This window comes from Streptomyces poriferorum (assembly GCF_019399235.1).
GTDB lineage: Bacteria > Actinomycetota > Actinomycetes > Streptomycetales > Streptomycetaceae > Streptomyces > Streptomyces poriferorum.
In genome coordinates, this window is sequence record NZ_JAELVH010000073.1 from 37,180 (window position 1) to 51,736 (window position 14,557).

Consider the following 14,557-nt stretch of genomic DNA (forward strand, 5'->3'; position numbering starts at 1 on the left):
TTCAGGACCGGCGCGACAGCAGCAGCAGCGCCCGGTCGTCGTTGACGTCCTTGGCGCAGGCCTCGATGAGATGCCAGGCCGCGCCCTCGAAGCCCGTGGTGACATAGCGGTCGGCCTCGCCCGTCAGCCGGTCGATGCCTTCCGCGATGTCCCGGTCGGATGTCTCCACCAGACCGTCGGTGAACAGCATCAGGACGTCGCCGGGCGCCAGGTGGCCCTTCACGGCGTCGAACTCCGCCCCGTCGTAGACCCCGAGCAGCGGGCCCTCCGCCGCCATCTCCTCCCACTGGCCGCTGCCGGCGTGGAGCTGGAGGGCCGGCGGGTGGCCTGCCGAGAGGAGTTCGTAGTCGCCCGACTCCAGGTCCAGCACCAGATGGATGGAGGTGGCGAAGCCCTCGTCCCAGTCCTGGCGCAGCAGATAGCCGTTGGCCGCGGGCAGGAAACCGTGCGGCGGCAACGATCCGAGCAGTCCGCCGAAGGCACCGGAGAGCAGCAGCGCCCGGGAGCCGGCGTCCATGCCCTTGCCGGAGACATCGGTGAGCACTGCCTCCAGGGTGCGGCCGCCGTTGGTGCGGGCCGCCACGACGAAGTCCCCGGAGAAGGACTGGCCGCCGGCCGGGCGCAGCGACATCTCGCGGTGCCATCCCTGCGGGAGGCGGGGCAGCGCGCTCTGGATCCGGATGCGTTCGCGCAGGTCGAAGAGCATGGTGCCGCCGCGTCGCCACGGCACGCCGACCCTGGCCCGGAACTGGGCGAGGATCAGGCCGAGGAACCCGCAGGCGGCGACCGTCAGCACGGTGCCCGGGGTGACCCTGGCCGGGCCGTCCTCGTACGGGCCGAGCCAGAGGGACTCCACGATCAGGGCCGCGGCGGCGGTCGCGTACAGGCCGAGCAGGCTGGCGGGCCGCAGCAGCAGGCCGCCGGCGACGATCGGCAGCACGAGCGCGGTCGGCGAGCACCACACGGGGTTCAGCAGGGTCGCGCAGGTGATCGCGGGAATGGTCAGCAGCAGCGCGACCAAGGCGATCCAGTCCGAGCCGTCCCCGCGGAAGTAGTCGACCCCGGACCGGCGCAGCGTGGTGCGTACCCGGTGCGCCGATTTCCTCAATCGGGCCGGATAAGTCTCTGCTCCTGCGCGTCGGGCCATTGCGGGGACCTTATCCACCCGGCGGGCTCCGGTGCAGGGGGACCCCTGTGACAATGTGTTCGAAAACGACTCGCCTCGCTGAGAAAGCCCTGGTAGGGATGGCATATGACAACAGAGCTCCGTGTTTTGCAGCCTTCCGAATGGAACCAGTGGTTCTCGTCCCTGGAGCTCGCGTTCGGCGGGTCCCAGGAGCCCGCTGAGCAGCGCGAGCAGTACCGGTCCGTTACCGAGTACGAGCGGTCGATCGGGATCTGGGACGGCGACGACGTGGTCGCGACGACGGGCGCGTTCACCTTCCGGCTGGCCGTGCCCGGCGGAGCGCTGGTCCCCGCGGCCGGGGTCACGATGGTGAGCGTCGCGTCCACGCACCGCAGGCGCGGCCTGCTGACCTCGATGATGCGCCGCCAGCTCGACGACGTACGGGCCCTGGGTGAGCCGATCGCGGTGCTGACTGCGTCGGAGCCGGAGATCTACGGCCGCTTCGGGTACGGGGCGGCGACCCGCCAGATGTCCCTGGCGATCGACACGGACCGGGTGCGGCTGAGCGTGCCCGAGGGCACGGACGAGGTCCGGCTGCGGTACGCCCGCAAGGACGAGGCGGTCGACGCGTGCGAGAGCGTGTACGCGCGGCTGGTACCGGGCCGTCCGGGCACCCCTGCCCACGGCCCCGGCTGGGAGCGCAAGTCACTGATCGACCCGGAGAGTTCACGCGCCGGCGGCTCGGCCCTGCAGTGTCTGCTGGCGGAACGTGACGGCGAACTCGTCGGCTACACGAACTACCACATCAAGCCGGACTGGGACAATGCGGGCCCCAAGGGACGCATCGTGGTGAGCGATCTGGCGGCGCTCGACCCGGCGGCCTATGCGGCGCTGTGGAGGTTCCTCTTCGCGATCGACCTGACCTCGACGATCGAGGCACGGAACCGGCCGACGGACGACGCGGTGCTGCATCTGGTGTCGGACGTGCGGCGGTGCGACATCCGGCAGCGGGACTCGCTCCATCTGCGGCTGGTGGACGTGGGCGCCGCGCTGGAGGCGCGGACCTACCGGGGACCGCTGGACCTGGTGTTCGAGGTCGAGGACGCGTTCTGCCCCTGGAACGCCGGACGTTGGCGGCTGACCGCCGACGCGAAGGGCGGCGCGTCGTGCAAGCGCACCGAGGACGCGGCTGATCTGGCGCTGTCCGTACGGGAGTTGGGCACCGCGTACCTGGGCGGCGAGTCCCTGGGCTCACTGGCCCTGGCCGGGCGGGTCCGGGAGCTGCGGGCCGGGGCGGTGGCGGAGGCGTCGTCGGCGTTCGTGTCCGACGTGGCGCCGTGGTTGCCCCGGGGGTTCTAGACGGGTGCGGGTCCGTCCGGCGACGGGCCATGTCCTCAATCGCCGGACGGGCTTGACGTGCCGGACGGGCTTGACGTGCCGGGGGTGCGTCGGTGCTACGCGGGCTGGCATCCCGGGCACCAGAAAAGGTTCCGGGCCGCCAGGTCCGCCGTGCGGATCTCCGTGCCGCAGATGTGGCACGCCTGCCGGGCGCGCCGGTAGACGTACACCTCACCGCCGTGGTCGTCCACGCGCGGCGGGCGGCCCATCGCCTCGGGCAGGTGCTCGGGGCGCACGGTGTCGATGCGGTTGTTCCGTACGCCCTCGCGCATCAGCGCGCCCAGGTCCGACCAGACCGCGTCCCACTCGCGGCGGGTGAGGTCCTTGCCGGCCCGGTACGGGTCGATGCCGTGCCGGAACAGCACCTCGGCCCGGTAGACGTTGCCCACGCCCGCGACGACCTTCTGGTCCATGAGGAGAGCGGCCACGGTGATCCGGCTGCGGGAGATCCGCTGCCAGGCCCGCTCGCCGTCATCGCCCTCGCGCAGCGGGTCGGGGCCCAGCCGGTCGTGTATCGCGTGCTTCTCGGCGTCGGTGATCAGCGCGCAGGTGGTGGGGCCGCGCAGGTCCGCGTGGTGCGCGTCGTTCAGGAGGCGGAGGCGGACCGTGTCGGTGGGCGGCGGGGCCGGGACCGTACCGAATCCGAGCTTGCCGAACAGGCCGAGGTGGATGTGGACCCAGCCGGTGTCCTCGAAGCCGAGGAAGAGGTGCTTGCCGTGGGCTTCCGCGGCGTCCAGGGTCCGGCCGTCGAGGAGGGCGGCGCTGTCGGAGAACTTTCCCTGCGGGCTGCTCACCCGCGCGGGCCGTCCGGCGAACCTGTCCCGGTGGTCGTCCGCGAGGCGGTGGATGGTGTGTCCCTCGGGCACGGCTGCGGGTCTCCTCGGTGAGGCGCGGGCGGACATGGCTGTGCCGCCGGGGGGTACCGGCGGCACAGTTCAGGATATGGGGTGGTCAGCCCTGCTGCGGGTGGTGGGCCGGGATCGGGGGGAGCTCGCCGGTGTTCTCGTACGCGGTGAGCATCTCGATGCGGCGGGTGTGCCGCTCCTCGCCCGAGTACGGGGTGGAGAGGAAGATCTCCACGAACTTGGTGGACTCCTCGGCGGTGTGCATCCGGCCGCCGATGGAGATCACGTTGGCGTTGTTGTGCTCGCGGCCCAGCGCGGCGGTCTGCTCGCTCCAGGCGAGTGCGGCGCGGACGCCCTTCACCTTGTTCGCGGCCATCTGCTCGCCGTTGCCGGAGCCGCCGATCACGATGCCGAGGCTGTCCGGGTCCGCGGCCGTCTTCTCGGCGGCACGGAGGCAGAACGGCGGGTAGTCGTCCTGGGCGTCATAGATGTGGGGACCGCAGTCGACGACTTCGTGGCCCTGTGCATCGAGCCACTCGACGAGGTGGTTCTTGAGTTCGTAACCGGCATGGTCGGATCCGAGGTACACGCGCATGGGAGGAGTGTGGCACGAGCGACGCCGGGTAACCGACGACGGGGTGCGGTGTGGCCCCGATGTGCGGGCCCTGTGTGCGCAAAGCCACTGAGGCAACGATCCGGTCAACGAATCGGAATGAGGGGTTCCGCTTTCGGGGTTCGCCGGGCTTCAATGCATCGCTTGCCGTTCCGCCACCGCGGTGCGGCCGGCAACGCAACCGAGTGATCCGGAAACGTAAGGATTCGATCCATGACGTCGCAGACGACTCTGGCAGGGCCGGGCCACCAGCCCGACGGGCCGGACCGTTCGGACCGGACGGAGTCCCAGGGCGGGCTCCAGGCCGGTCTCAAGAACCGTCACCTCTCGATGATCGCGATCGGCGGTGTGATCGGCGCGGGCCTGTTCGTGGGCTCCGGGGCCGGCATCGCCGCCGCCGGACCGGCGATCCTGCTGTCGTACGCACTGGTCGGCCTGATGGTCGTCTTCGTGATGCGGATGCTCGGCGAGATGGCGGCCGCCCGCCCCGCCTCGGGCTCCTTCTCCACCTACGCCGACCAGGCGCTGGGCCGCTGGGCCGGGTTCTCGATCGGCTGGCTGTACTGGTTCTTCTGGGTCGTGGTGCTCGCCGTCGAGGCCACGGCGGGTGCCAAGATCCTGGAGAGCTGGGTGCCGGGCGTCCCGCAGTGGGGCTGGGCCCTGATCGTGATGCTGGTGCTGACCGCGACGAACCTGGTCTCGGTCGGTTCGTACGGTGAGTTCGAGTTCTGGTTCGCCGGGATCAAGGTGGTCGCGATCGGCGCGTTCGTGATCGTCGGTCTGCTCGCCGTCTTCGGCGTGCTGCCCGGATCGGACCACGCCGGATCGGGCCTCTCCCACCTCACCGACACCGGCGGCTTCTTCCCCGAGGGTCCGGGCGCGATCCTCACCGGGGTGCTGATGGTCGTCTTCTCCTTCATGGGCAGCGAGATCGTCACGCTGGCGGCCGGAGAGTCGGAGAACCCGCAGCGCGCCGTCCAGAAGGCCACCAACAGCGTGATCTGGCGGATCGCCGTCTTCTACCTGGGCTCGATCTTCATCGTGCTGACGCTGCTGCCGTGGAACGACCCGTCAATCGTCGAGAAGGGCAGCTACGTCGCCGCGCTCGACGTCATCGGCATTCCGCACGCCGGCCAGGTGATGGACGTCATCGTGCTGACGGCCGTGCTGTCCTGCCTCAACTCCGGCCTCTACACGGCCTCCCGGATGGCCTTCTCGCTCGGCGGCCGCGGTGACGCCCCCAAGGCGTTCGCCCGGACCAACAAGCGGGGCGTGCCGCAGGCGGCGATCCTCTCCTCCGTCGTCTTCGGGTTCGTGGCCGTCTTCTTCAACTACCAGTGGCCCGACACCGTCTTCGCGTTCCTGCTGAACTCGTCCGGCGCGGTCGCCCTGTTCGTCTGGCTGGTCATCTGCTTCACCCAGCTGCGGATGCGCGGCATCATCCTGCGCGAGTCGCCCGAGAAGCTCGTCGTACGGATGTGGCTCTTCCCGTATCTGACCTGGGCGACCATCGCGATGATCTCGTTCGTGCTGGTCTACATGCTGACCGACGACGCGGGACGCGAGCAGGTGCTGCTCTCGCTGCTGGTCGCGGTGCTGGTGGTGGCCGTGTCGCTGGTCCGCGAGGCGCGCAGGCGCCGGAGCGGTGAGCCGGCCGTGACCGGCGAGAGGTGATCATCCATACCTGACGGACGTTGTCAGGTATAGCGGGGAGGCTCTCCGTCGTCAGCGCATCGAGCGAGCGACTGGAGAGCCTCCGCCATGACTGCCGCCCCCACCGGATACCAGACCGGTTTCGCGATCCGCCCCGACCTCGTCGTCGAGGCCGCCGGCGCCGAGGACGTACGCACCGCCGTGACCCGGGCCGCCCGCGACGGGCTCCGAGTGGGCGTCCACGCCACCGGCCACGGGCTGGCCGGACCTGTCGAGGGCGGCGTCCTGATCGTCACCCGCGCCATGGACTCGGTCCTCGTCGATCCGGTGCGCCGCACCGCCCGAATCGGCGCGGGTGCCACCTGGGGCCAGGTGATCGAGGCCGCGGCCCCGCACGGGCTCGCGCCGCTGAACGGCTCCTCCCCCGGGGTCGGCGCCGTCTCGTACACGCTCGGCGGCGGGCTGCGCGTGCTGGCCCGGGAGTTCGGCTACGCCGCCGACCTGGTCCGCTCGTTCGACGTGGTGACGGGGGACGGGGTGCCGCGTCATGTCACCGCCGAGGACGAGCCCGAGCTGTTCTGGGGGCTGCGCGGCGGAGGGCACCGGCTGGGCGTGGTGACCGGGATGGAGACCGGGCTGGTGCCGGTGGCCCGGCTGTACGGCGGCTCGCTCGCCTTCGACGGCGACGGGGAGGCCGGTGCACAGGTGCTCCGGCGCTACCTGGAGTGGACCCGGACCGTTCCCGTCACGCTGACCTCCTCCGTCGGCGCGCTCGTGTACCCGGACATCCCGCAGGTGCCGCGGGAGTTGCGCGGCCGGTACGTGATCTCGGTGCGGGTGGCGTACACCGGCTCCGCGGCCGAGGGCGAACGCCTCGTAGCCCCGCTGCGGGGGACCGGCCCCGCGCCGTCCGACTCGCTGCGGGAGATGCCGTACACCGACAGCCACACCATCCACAGCGATCCGCCGTTCCCGCACGCCTACTACGGGGACGGGCTGATGCTGAGCGGGATCGATCCCGACCGTGCGGCGCGGGTGCTGGAGCTGACCGGGCGGAAGGCGCCGATGATGACCGTGGTGCAGCTCAACCATCTGGGCGGCGCCCTGGCCGCCGCCCCGGACCCCGGCAACGCGGTCCCGTACCGGGACGCCGGCTACCTCCTGCGGCTGCTGTCACCGCTCGACGGTACGGATTTGGCATCGGTCCGGGCCCTGTACGAGGAGGTGGCCGCGGTCCTGGGGCCGCTGGTCGTCGGCCGTTCGCTGAACTTCTCCTTCGGCGGCGGGGACCGTACGCAGGGGTTCCACGGCCTCCGGACACGCGAGAGGCTCGCCGGTCTGGTGACGCGTCACGACCCGGCGAGCCTCTTCGGAGGGAGTTACGGGATCAGCCGCGACGGCCGATGAGCTTCCAGGACGCCGGCAGCGCGCCCATCGCGAGCGCCGCCTTCAGCGCGTCGCCGAGCAGGAACGGCGTCAGGCCGGCCGCGATCGCGGCGCTCGCCGACATACCGGTGGACAGCGCCAGGTAGGGCACGCCGACGGCGTAGATGATCGCCGAGCCGAGGACCATCGTGCCCGCGGTGCGCAGCACGGAGCGGTCGCCGCCGCGGCGGGCCAGGCCGCCGACGACGGTGGCGGCGAGCAGCATGCCGAGCACGTAGCCGAACGAGGCACCGCCCGGCCCGGAGCTGCCGGCGGAGAACCACGGCATGCCGGCCATGCCGACGAGCGCGTACACGGCGAGCGCGAGGAAGCCGCGGCGGGCGCCGAGCGCGGTGCCGACCAGGAGCGCGGCGAAGGTCTGGCCGGTGACCGGGACCGGGGAGCCGGGGACCGGGACGGCGATCTGGGCCGCTATGCCGGTCAGGGCGGCGCCGCCGAGCACCAGGGCGGTGTCCACGGCGTAGCGGTGCCGGGCGGCGGGCAGCAGATCGGCGAGGACCGCTCCGGTACGGACGGGGGCGGCGGCAGCAGTGCTCATCGGGACTCCGCGGGGTGAGGGCAGGTGGGGACAGACTGGGGCTGACGTTAGCCGACGGAGCATGGCTGGATCACCATCAGCGGCCCACAAAGGGACGGTTGAGGGATTGGTGGGGTTCGCACAAAGATCGGCATGCAATCACGTCGGGGCGTGATGCTCGTCACGGAGGTGGGAACGGATGCGGCATCCGCCGCGCGGGCAGGCCTTGGGCGTGCCGACTGTGAATTCCCTCTAAAACGACGGTTCATGGCCGGGGGCGGCTCCACACGGCCGGGTGTGCGCGGCGTGTGAGCCTGGTGACCGTATAGCGGACGGCTGTTCCTCGTGAACGGGGCGCGTGTTCAGACTGTGTACACGTCCCCCGTCTCGCCGACCGAACAGAGCTCGTCCATGCCTCGGACCTCCGCGCCTCCCCCCACAGGCTCCCCGGCCGTCGCCTCCGGTACCGGAAGCGACTCGGCCCTCACCCACGGACTCAAGCAGCGCCATCTGTCGATGATCGCCCTCGGCGGTGTCATCGGCGCCGGACTCTTCGTCGGCTCCGGCGCGGGCATCGCCGCCGCCGGGCCCTCGATCGTCATCGCCTACGCGGTCTCCGGGCTGCTGGTCATGCTCGTGATGCGCATGCTCGGCGAGATGTCGGCGGCCAACCCGGCCTCCGGTTCGTTCTCCGTCCACGCCGAGCGGGCGATCGGGCCGTGGGCGGGATTCACGGTCGGCTGGGCGTTCTGGGTGCTGCTCTGTGTCGCCGTCGGCCTGGAGGGCATCGGCGCCGCGCAGATCATCGGCGGCTGGCTGCCCGGGACCCCGGAGTGGGCCTGGGTGGCGCTGTTCATGGTGGTGTTCCTGGGGGCGAACCTGGCCTCGGTGACGAAGTTCGGCGAGTTCGAGTTCTGGTTCGCGGCGCTCAAGGTCGCCGCGATCACGCTGTTCCTGGTGCTGGGCGTACTGGCGATCCTCGGTGTGCTCCCGGGCACGGACGCCCCGGGCACGGCCAACCTCAGCGGTGAGGGCGGCTTCATGCCGAACGGTTCCGAGGGCCTGGTCATCGGGCTGCTGGCCTCCGTCTTCGCGTACGGCGGCCTGGAGACGGTCACCATCGCCGCGGCGGAGTCCGAGAACCCGGTGCAGGGTGTCGCGAGGGCCGTGCGCACGGCGATGTGGCGGATCGCGCTGTTCTACGTCGGCTCGATGGCGGTCATCGTCACGCTGGTCCCGTGGGACGACGCGAAGGTCGTGGAGGTGGGCCCGTTCTACGCGGCCCTGGACCACCTCGGCATCAGCGGCGCGGCGGAGATCATGAACGTGGTCATCCTGGTGGCGCTGCTCTCGGCGATGAACGCGAACATCTACGGCGCCTCCCGCATGGCCTGCTCGCTGGTCGCCCGCGGCCAGGGCCCGAAGCGGCTCGGCCGGGTCACCTCCGGCGTCCCACGCACGGCGGTCCTGGTCTCGTCCGTGTTCGGCTTCCTGTGCGTGCTGCTCAGCTACTGGCGCCCGGACGACGTGTTCCCGTGGCTGCTCAACATGATCGGCGCGGTGATCCTGGTCGTGTGGATCTTCATCGCGGCCTCCCAGCTGATCCTGCGCGCACGGCTGGAGCGCGAGGCGCCGGAGAAGCTGGTGGTGCGGATGTGGCTCTTCCCGGGCCTGACGGTGGTGGCGCTCCTCGCCATGGCCGGCATCTTCGTCCTGATGCTCCGCCAGCCCGACACCCGTGACCAGCTGCTGGCCACGGGTGCGCTGACGGCGGTCCTGATCGCGATCGGGGTCGTACGGCAGCGGCGTTCCGCGGCGGCCGCGGACAAGTAGCCCCGGTACGCGAAGACGCCGGGCGGGCCCGATCACTCGGGCCCGCCCGGCGTTTTTCGTGCCCCGGAAGTGTCTGCGGGGGCCGTGGCCCTACGCCGAAAGGCTGATGACCCCTCACCCACTCCTGCTGTTAGCCTGCTCCTGCATATAGGTTGCAATAACAAAAGTTCAGCAGCTGGAGGGTTCGATCATGGCCACGTACACGCTCCCGGAACTCCCGTACGACTACGCGGCGCTCGAACCGGTCATCAATCCGCAGATCATCGAGCTCCATCACGACAAGCACCACGCCGCCTACGTGAAGGGCGCCAACGACACCCTGGAGCAGCTGGCGGAGGCACGGGACAAGGAGGCCTGGGGCGCGGTCAACGGGCTCCAGAAGAACCTCGCGTTCCACCTCTCCGGCCACATCCTCCACTCGATCTACTGGCACAACATGACCGGCGACGGCGGCGGCGAGCCCCTGGCCGCGGACGGGGTCGGCGACCTCGCGGACGCGATCACCGACTCGTTCGGCTCCTTCGCGGGCTTCAAGTCGCAGCTGACGAAGGCCGCGGCCACCACGCAGGGCTCCGGCTGGGGCGTCCTCGCGTACGAGCCGCTCAGCGGCAAGCTGATCGTCGAGCAGGTCTACGACCACCAGGGCAACGTGGGCCAGGGCTCGGTCCCGGTCCTGGTCTTCGACGCCTGGGAGCACGCCTTCTACCTCCAGTACAAGAACCAGAAGGTCGACTTCATCGAGGCGATGTGGCGCGTCGTCAACTGGCAGGACGTCGCCAAGCGCTACGCGGCCGCCAAGGAGCGCGCGGACGTCCTGCTGCTCGCTCCCTGAACTCCGGCGCACCGAGAACGTCCTGCCTCGTGATCGTCTTCTCAACCTTCACCGGGCAGGCGGATGAAGGAAGGCCCCCGCGAGGACGTGACTCGCGGGGGCCTTCCGTGTGCGGGCAGCGGTACGGGCCGGTCGATGTCAGACCCCTGCCGCATGCTTCGTCCCATGGACACCAAGGACTTCTGGAAGCTGATCGACGACGCGCGCACCCTGGTCGTCGACCCCGCCGACGCCGAGGCCGTTGCCGAGCGGGTGGCGGCGCTGCTCGCCGAGCGGCCGGCCGACGAGATCCTCACCGCGCAGCAGTTGCTGTGGGACCTGATGGCGACTTCCTACCGGGCCCCGCTCTGGGCCGCGGCGTACACGATCAACGGCGGCTGCTCGGACGACGGTTTCGACTACTTCCGGGGCTGGCTGATAGCGCAGGGCCGGGAGGTGTTCGAGCGGGTGGTGGCCGACCCGGACGCGCTGGCCGGTCTGCCGGTGGTCAGGGCCGCGGCGGCCGAGGGCGCCGATCTGGAGTGCGAGGACGTGCTCGGGGTGGCGTGGGACGCGTACCGGGAGGCGACGGGCGAGGAGCTGCCGCAGGACGCGTTCACCATCGACTACCCCGACCTCGACCCGGAGTGGGACTTCGACTTCGACGACGCGGAGCGGGTGGCGCTGCGGCTGCCGGGGCTGGACGCGCTGTACGGCTGAGGGGCGCGGGCTGCGGGGCCGGGCGGTGCCCGGCCCCGCAGCGCACACGGTCAGTCGAAGACGGGGCCCTGCGTGCGGGTCCGCTTGATCTCGTAGAAGCCGGGGATCGACGCGACGAGCAGCGTGCCGTCCCACAGCTTCGCCGCGTCCTCGCCCTTCGGGGCGGGGGTGACGACCGGGCCGAAGAAGGCGATCTGCTCGCCGTCCGCGCCCGGCACCGCGATGACCGGGGTGCCGACGTCCTGGCCGACCTTGTCGATGCCCTCCTGGTGGGAGGCGCGCAGTTCGGTGTCGTACGCGTCGGAGTCGGCGTACTCCGCGAGCTCGGCCGGCAGGCCGACATCCTTCAGCGCGCCCTCGACCGCCTCACGGGTGGGGCCCTCGCCCTGGTTGTGGAAACGGGTGCCGAGCGCGGTGTACAGCGGGCCGACGATGTCGTCGCCGTGCTTCTGCTGGGCGGCGATCACCACGCGGACCGGGCCCCAGGCCTTGTTCTCCAGCATGTCGCGGTACTCGTCGGGCAGCTCGTCCAGCCGGTTCTCGTTGAGCACGGCCAGGCTCATCACGTGCCAGCGGACCTCGACGTCGCGGACCTTCTCCACCTCCAGCATCCAGCGGGAGGTCATCCAGGCCCAGGGGCAGAGCGGGTCGAACCAGAAATCGGCGGGGGTCTTGCCGGTCACCGTGCTGTTGTCAGACATCTCTCTCCTCATGAGGACCGTTCGCATCCTGTGCCCGAGAACACCGCCGGGCGGTTCCGCCATTCCCGCACGCCGGGCCGGATGACGGCATGGGAGGATCAAAGTATTCGAACGTGACACAAAGGAGTGTGCTCGTGCCCGGTGAGAACCTGTCCCGCGACGAGGCCCGTGAGCGGGCCGAGCTGCTGACCGTCGACGGATACGACGTCGTGCTCGACGTCCGTTCCGCGGTCGGTGGGCCCGACGGGGAGGGCGAGCAGACCTCCGGTCCGCGGACCTTCCGTTCGGTGACGACGATCCGGTTCCGCTCGGCGCGTGCCGGTGCGACGACGTTCGCCGATCTGATCGCCCCGTCCGTGAACGCGGTGACCCTGGACGGCACGGCGCTCGACCCGGCCACCGTCTTCGACGGGGTCCGCGTGACCCTGGCGGACCTGTCGGAGGGCGAACACGTCCTGGTGGTCGACGCGCAGTGCGCGTACAGCAGGACCGGCGAGGGCATGCACCGCTTCGTCGACCCGGAGGACGGCGAGGTCTACCTCTACACGCAGTACGAGCCGGCGGACGCGCGGCGCGTCTTCGCCAACTTCGAGCAGCCCGACCTCAAGGCTCCCTTCCGCTTCCGGGTGACGGCCCCCGAGGAGTGGACGGTCTGGAGCAACGGGGCCGAGGAGTCCCGCGACGGCGGGGTGTGGCGGTTCGCCGAGACGAAGCCGATCTCGACTTACATCACGGCGGTCGTCGCCGGTCCGTACCACTACGTGACCGACTCCTACAGCCGCACGCTCAGTGACGGCACGACGCTGGACATCCCGCTCGGCGCGATGTGCCGCAAGGGGCTCGCCCGGCACTTCGACGCGGACGACGTCTTCCTGATCACCAAGCAGGGTCTGGACTTCTTCCACGACAACTTCGACTACCCGTACCCGTTCGGCAAGTACGACCAGGCCTTCGTGCCCGAGTACAACCTCGGCGCGATGGAGAACCCGGGCTGTGTCACGTTCCGCGAGGAGTACATCTTCCGCGGGAAGGTGACGCGGGCGGCGTACGAGAGCCGGGCCAACGTCATCCTGCACGAGATGGCGCACATGTGGTTCGGCGACCTCGTCACCATGCAGTGGTGGGACGACCTGTGGCTGAAGGAGTCCTTCGCCGACTTCATGGGCGTCTTCGCGATGGTGGAGTCCACCCGCTTCGAGGACGGCTGGATCACCTTCGCCAACAACCGCAAGTCCTGGGCCTACCGCGCCGACCAGCTGCCGTCCACCCACCCGATCACGGCCGACATCCGTGACCTGGAGGACGCCAAGCTGAACTTCGACGGCATCACGTACGCCAAGGGCGCCTCGGTGCTCAAGCAGCTGGTGGCGTATGTGGGGCGGGACGCGTTCCTGGAGGGCGCGCGGCGCTACTTCAAGAAGCACGCGTACGGCAACACGCAGCTGGGTGACCTGCTGTCGGTGCTGGCCGAGACCTCCGGCCGGGACATGACCTCCTGGTCGCGCTCCTGGCTTCAGACCGCCGGTGTCAACTCGCTGACTCCGGTGGCGACCTACGACGCCGCGGGCCGGATCACCGAGCTGGCCGTCCTCCAGGAGGCGGCCGAGTCCCACCCGGAACTGCGTCCGCACCGGGTCGCGGTCGGCCTGTACCGGCGTACGCCCGAAGGTGAACTGGTGCGTTACGCCCGGGCCGAGGCGGATGTGGCGGGTCCGCGCACCGTGATCGCGGAGCTGGCCGGGGCCGAGCGGCCCGAGCTGATCCTCGTCAACGACGACGACCTGACGTACTGCAAGGTCCGCTTCGACGAGGTGTCGCTGGCCACGCTCCGGGAACACCTGGGCGACATCACGGACCCGCTCGCGCGGGCCCTGTGCTGGTCCGCGCTGTGGAGCCTCACCCGGGACGGGCTGATGCCGGCCCGCGACTTCGTCTCGCTCGTCCTGGCCTTCTCCGGCCGGGAGACCGACATCGGCGTGCTCCAGATGCTGCACACCTGGACCCGGACGGCGCTGACGCACTACGCCGCCCCGTCGTGGCGCGAGGAGGGCGGCCGGGCACTGGCCGAAGGCGCGCTGCGCGAGCTGCGGCGCGCGGCGCCGGGCAGCGAGCCCCAGCTGGCCTGGGCCCGCTTCTTCGCCGCGGTCGCCTCATCGGACACGGACTTCCAGCTGCTGTCCGGGCTGCTCGACGGCACGGCCCGGATCGACGGGCTCGACGTCGACCAGGAGCTCCGGTGGGCGTTCCTGTCCCCGCTGGTCTCGCACGGGGTCGCCGACGAGGCGGCCATCGACGCCGAACTGGCCCGCGACGACACGGCGTCCGGCAAGCGGCACCACGTGCGCTGCCTGGCCTCGCGCCCGTCGGCCGCGGTGAAGGCTCAGGCGTGGGCGGGCGTCGTGGAGTCCGACGTCCTGTCCAACGCGCTGGTGGAGGCCACGATCCTGGGCTTCTCGCAGTCCTCGCAGCGGGAGCTGCTGGCGCCGTACGCGGCCCGGTACTTCGAGGTGATCGAACGGGTGTGGGCCGAGCGGTCCATCCAGATCGGGATGGCCGTGGTCAAGGGCCTGTTCCCGGACCTTCAGGACGACCCCGCCACCCTGGCGGCGACGGACGCGTGGCTGGCGGAGCACGCGGATGCGGCGCCGGCGCTGCGGCGGCTGGTGCTGGAGGCCCGGGACGACCTGGGCCGGGCGCTGCGGGCCCAGGCGTGTGACGGCGGAGCCGTCTGAGAGCGGAGCCGTCTGAAGGCGGAGCCGTCTGAAGGCGGAGCCGTCTGAAGGCGGAGCCGTCTGAGGGCGGTTCGGGTCGTCCGTTGTGACGCCCTCGCCGGGGTGCCGTTCACCTCGGCGAGGGATCCGTCCTCAAACGCCGGACGGGCCGGACGGGCCGGA

The 14,557-nt window shown here is 70.8% G+C and carries 12 protein-coding genes; 7 read left to right on the plus strand and 5 right to left on the minus strand.

Annotated features, from left to right (window positions below):
* Window position 1 precedes the first annotated feature (1 nt).
* Window positions 2–1,147 (minus strand): PP2C family protein-serine/threonine phosphatase, encoded by a 1,146-nt coding sequence (locus JGS39_RS15440; RefSeq protein ID WP_219569654.1) that lies wholly within the window; start codon window positions 1,145–1,147, stop codon window positions 2–4.
* Window positions 1,148–1,252: 105 nt separating this feature from the next.
* Here JGS39_RS15440 and JGS39_RS15445 point away from each other — a divergent pair, with 105 nt between their 5' ends.
* The gene (locus JGS39_RS15445) at window positions 1,253–2,485 is read left to right on the plus strand and encodes a GNAT family N-acetyltransferase (RefSeq protein WP_219569655.1); all 1,233 of its coding nucleotides are present in this window, start codon (window positions 1,253–1,255) and stop codon (window positions 2,483–2,485) included.
* Between the two features lie 95 nt (window positions 2,486–2,580).
* Here the strand turns inward: JGS39_RS15445 and JGS39_RS15450 are convergent, their stop codons facing one another.
* Together JGS39_RS15450 and JGS39_RS15455 are read right to left on the minus strand one after the other, a co-directional pair.
* A complete protein-coding gene (locus tag JGS39_RS15450) occupies window positions 2,581–3,390 on the minus strand; it encodes an Fpg/Nei family DNA glycosylase (RefSeq protein ID WP_219569657.1) in 810 nt (269 codons plus the stop codon).
* Between the two features lie 85 nt (window positions 3,391–3,475).
* Complete coding sequence (locus tag JGS39_RS15455; RefSeq protein ID WP_219569659.1) at window positions 3,476–3,964, minus strand: ribose-5-phosphate isomerase; 489 nt, start codon at window positions 3,962–3,964, stop codon at window positions 3,476–3,478.
* Between the two features lie 231 nt (window positions 3,965–4,195).
* Here JGS39_RS15455 and JGS39_RS15460 point away from each other — a divergent pair, with 231 nt between their 5' ends.
* Together JGS39_RS15460 and JGS39_RS15465 are read left to right on the plus strand one after the other, a co-directional pair.
* Window positions 4,196–5,656 carry an amino acid permease gene (locus JGS39_RS15460; RefSeq protein WP_219569661.1) on the plus strand — a complete coding sequence of 487 codons (1,461 nt, stop codon included), beginning with the start codon at window positions 4,196–4,198 and terminating at the stop codon, window positions 5,654–5,656.
* A gap of 87 nt (window positions 5,657–5,743) precedes the next feature.
* A complete protein-coding gene (locus tag JGS39_RS15465; RefSeq protein ID WP_219569663.1) occupies window positions 5,744–7,042 on the plus strand; it encodes an FAD-binding oxidoreductase in 1,299 nt (432 codons plus the stop codon).
* On the opposite strand, the gene JGS39_RS15470 is transcribed toward JGS39_RS15465, so the two are convergent.
* Window positions 7,023–7,619, minus strand: coding sequence for a biotin transporter BioY (locus JGS39_RS15470; RefSeq protein ID WP_219569665.1), 597 nt, complete (start codon window positions 7,617–7,619; stop codon window positions 7,023–7,025). The genes JGS39_RS15465 and JGS39_RS15470 overlap by 20 nt on opposite strands.
* 390 nt (window positions 7,620–8,009) lie before the next feature.
* Between JGS39_RS15470 and JGS39_RS15475 the strand changes: the two genes are divergently transcribed.
* The 3 genes from JGS39_RS15475 to JGS39_RS15485 all read left to right on the plus strand — a co-directional run bounded on the left by JGS39_RS15475 (window position 8,010) and on the right by JGS39_RS15485 (window position 10,962).
* Window positions 8,010–9,431: an amino acid permease gene (locus JGS39_RS15475; protein ID WP_219569667.1), complete on the plus strand. Its 1,422-nt coding sequence runs from the start codon at window positions 8,010–8,012 to the stop codon at window positions 9,429–9,431.
* A gap of 190 nt (window positions 9,432–9,621) precedes the next feature.
* On the plus strand, window positions 9,622–10,263 hold the full coding sequence (locus tag JGS39_RS15480) for a superoxide dismutase (protein WP_219569669.1): 642 nt from the start codon (window positions 9,622–9,624) through the stop codon (window positions 10,261–10,263).
* Window positions 10,264–10,428: 165 nt separating this feature from the next.
* Window positions 10,429–10,962 (plus strand): DUF4240 domain-containing protein, encoded by a 534-nt coding sequence (locus JGS39_RS15485; RefSeq protein ID WP_219569671.1) that lies wholly within the window; start codon window positions 10,429–10,431, stop codon window positions 10,960–10,962.
* 50 nt (window positions 10,963–11,012) lie between these two features.
* On the opposite strand, the gene JGS39_RS15490 is transcribed toward JGS39_RS15485, so the two are convergent.
* The gene (locus tag JGS39_RS15490) at window positions 11,013–11,663 is read right to left on the minus strand and encodes a mycothiol-dependent nitroreductase Rv2466c family protein (protein WP_219569673.1); all 651 of its coding nucleotides are present in this window, start codon (window positions 11,661–11,663) and stop codon (window positions 11,013–11,015) included.
* A 134-nt stretch (window positions 11,664–11,797) separates the two neighbouring features.
* Between JGS39_RS15490 and pepN the strand changes: the two genes are divergently transcribed.
* The gene (pepN, locus tag JGS39_RS15495) at window positions 11,798–14,395 is read left to right on the plus strand and encodes an aminopeptidase N (RefSeq protein ID WP_219569674.1); all 2,598 of its coding nucleotides are present in this window, start codon (window positions 11,798–11,800) and stop codon (window positions 14,393–14,395) included.
* Window positions 14,396–14,557 lie beyond the last annotated feature (162 nt).

Bases quoted from the DNA above. Each gene is read 5' to 3' on its own strand.
- JGS39_RS15440 (WP_219569654.1), bottom strand. From the start codon at position 1,147: ATGGCCCGACGCGCAGGAGCAGAGACTTATCCGGCCCGATTGAGGAAA.
- JGS39_RS15445 (WP_219569655.1), top strand. From the start codon at position 1,253: ATGACAACAGAGCTCCGTGTTTTGCAGCCTTCCGAATGGAACCAGTGG.
- JGS39_RS15455 (WP_219569659.1), bottom strand. From the start codon at position 3,964: ATGCGCGTGTACCTCGGATCCGACCATGCCGGTTACGAACTCAAGAAC.
- JGS39_RS15460 (WP_219569661.1), top strand. From the start codon at position 4,196: ATGACGTCGCAGACGACTCTGGCAGGGCCGGGCCACCAGCCCGACGGG.
- JGS39_RS15465 (WP_219569663.1), top strand. From the start codon at position 5,744: ATGACTGCCGCCCCCACCGGATACCAGACCGGTTTCGCGATCCGCCCC.
- JGS39_RS15470 (WP_219569665.1), bottom strand. From the start codon at position 7,619: ATGAGCACTGCTGCCGCCGCCCCCGTCCGTACCGGAGCGGTCCTCGCC.
- JGS39_RS15475 (WP_219569667.1), top strand. From the start codon at position 8,010: ATGCCTCGGACCTCCGCGCCTCCCCCCACAGGCTCCCCGGCCGTCGCC.
- JGS39_RS15480 (WP_219569669.1), top strand. From the start codon at position 9,622: ATGGCCACGTACACGCTCCCGGAACTCCCGTACGACTACGCGGCGCTC.
- JGS39_RS15485 (WP_219569671.1), top strand. From the start codon at position 10,429: ATGGACACCAAGGACTTCTGGAAGCTGATCGACGACGCGCGCACCCTG.
- JGS39_RS15490 (WP_219569673.1), bottom strand. From the start codon at position 11,663: ATGTCTGACAACAGCACGGTGACCGGCAAGACCCCCGCCGATTTCTGG.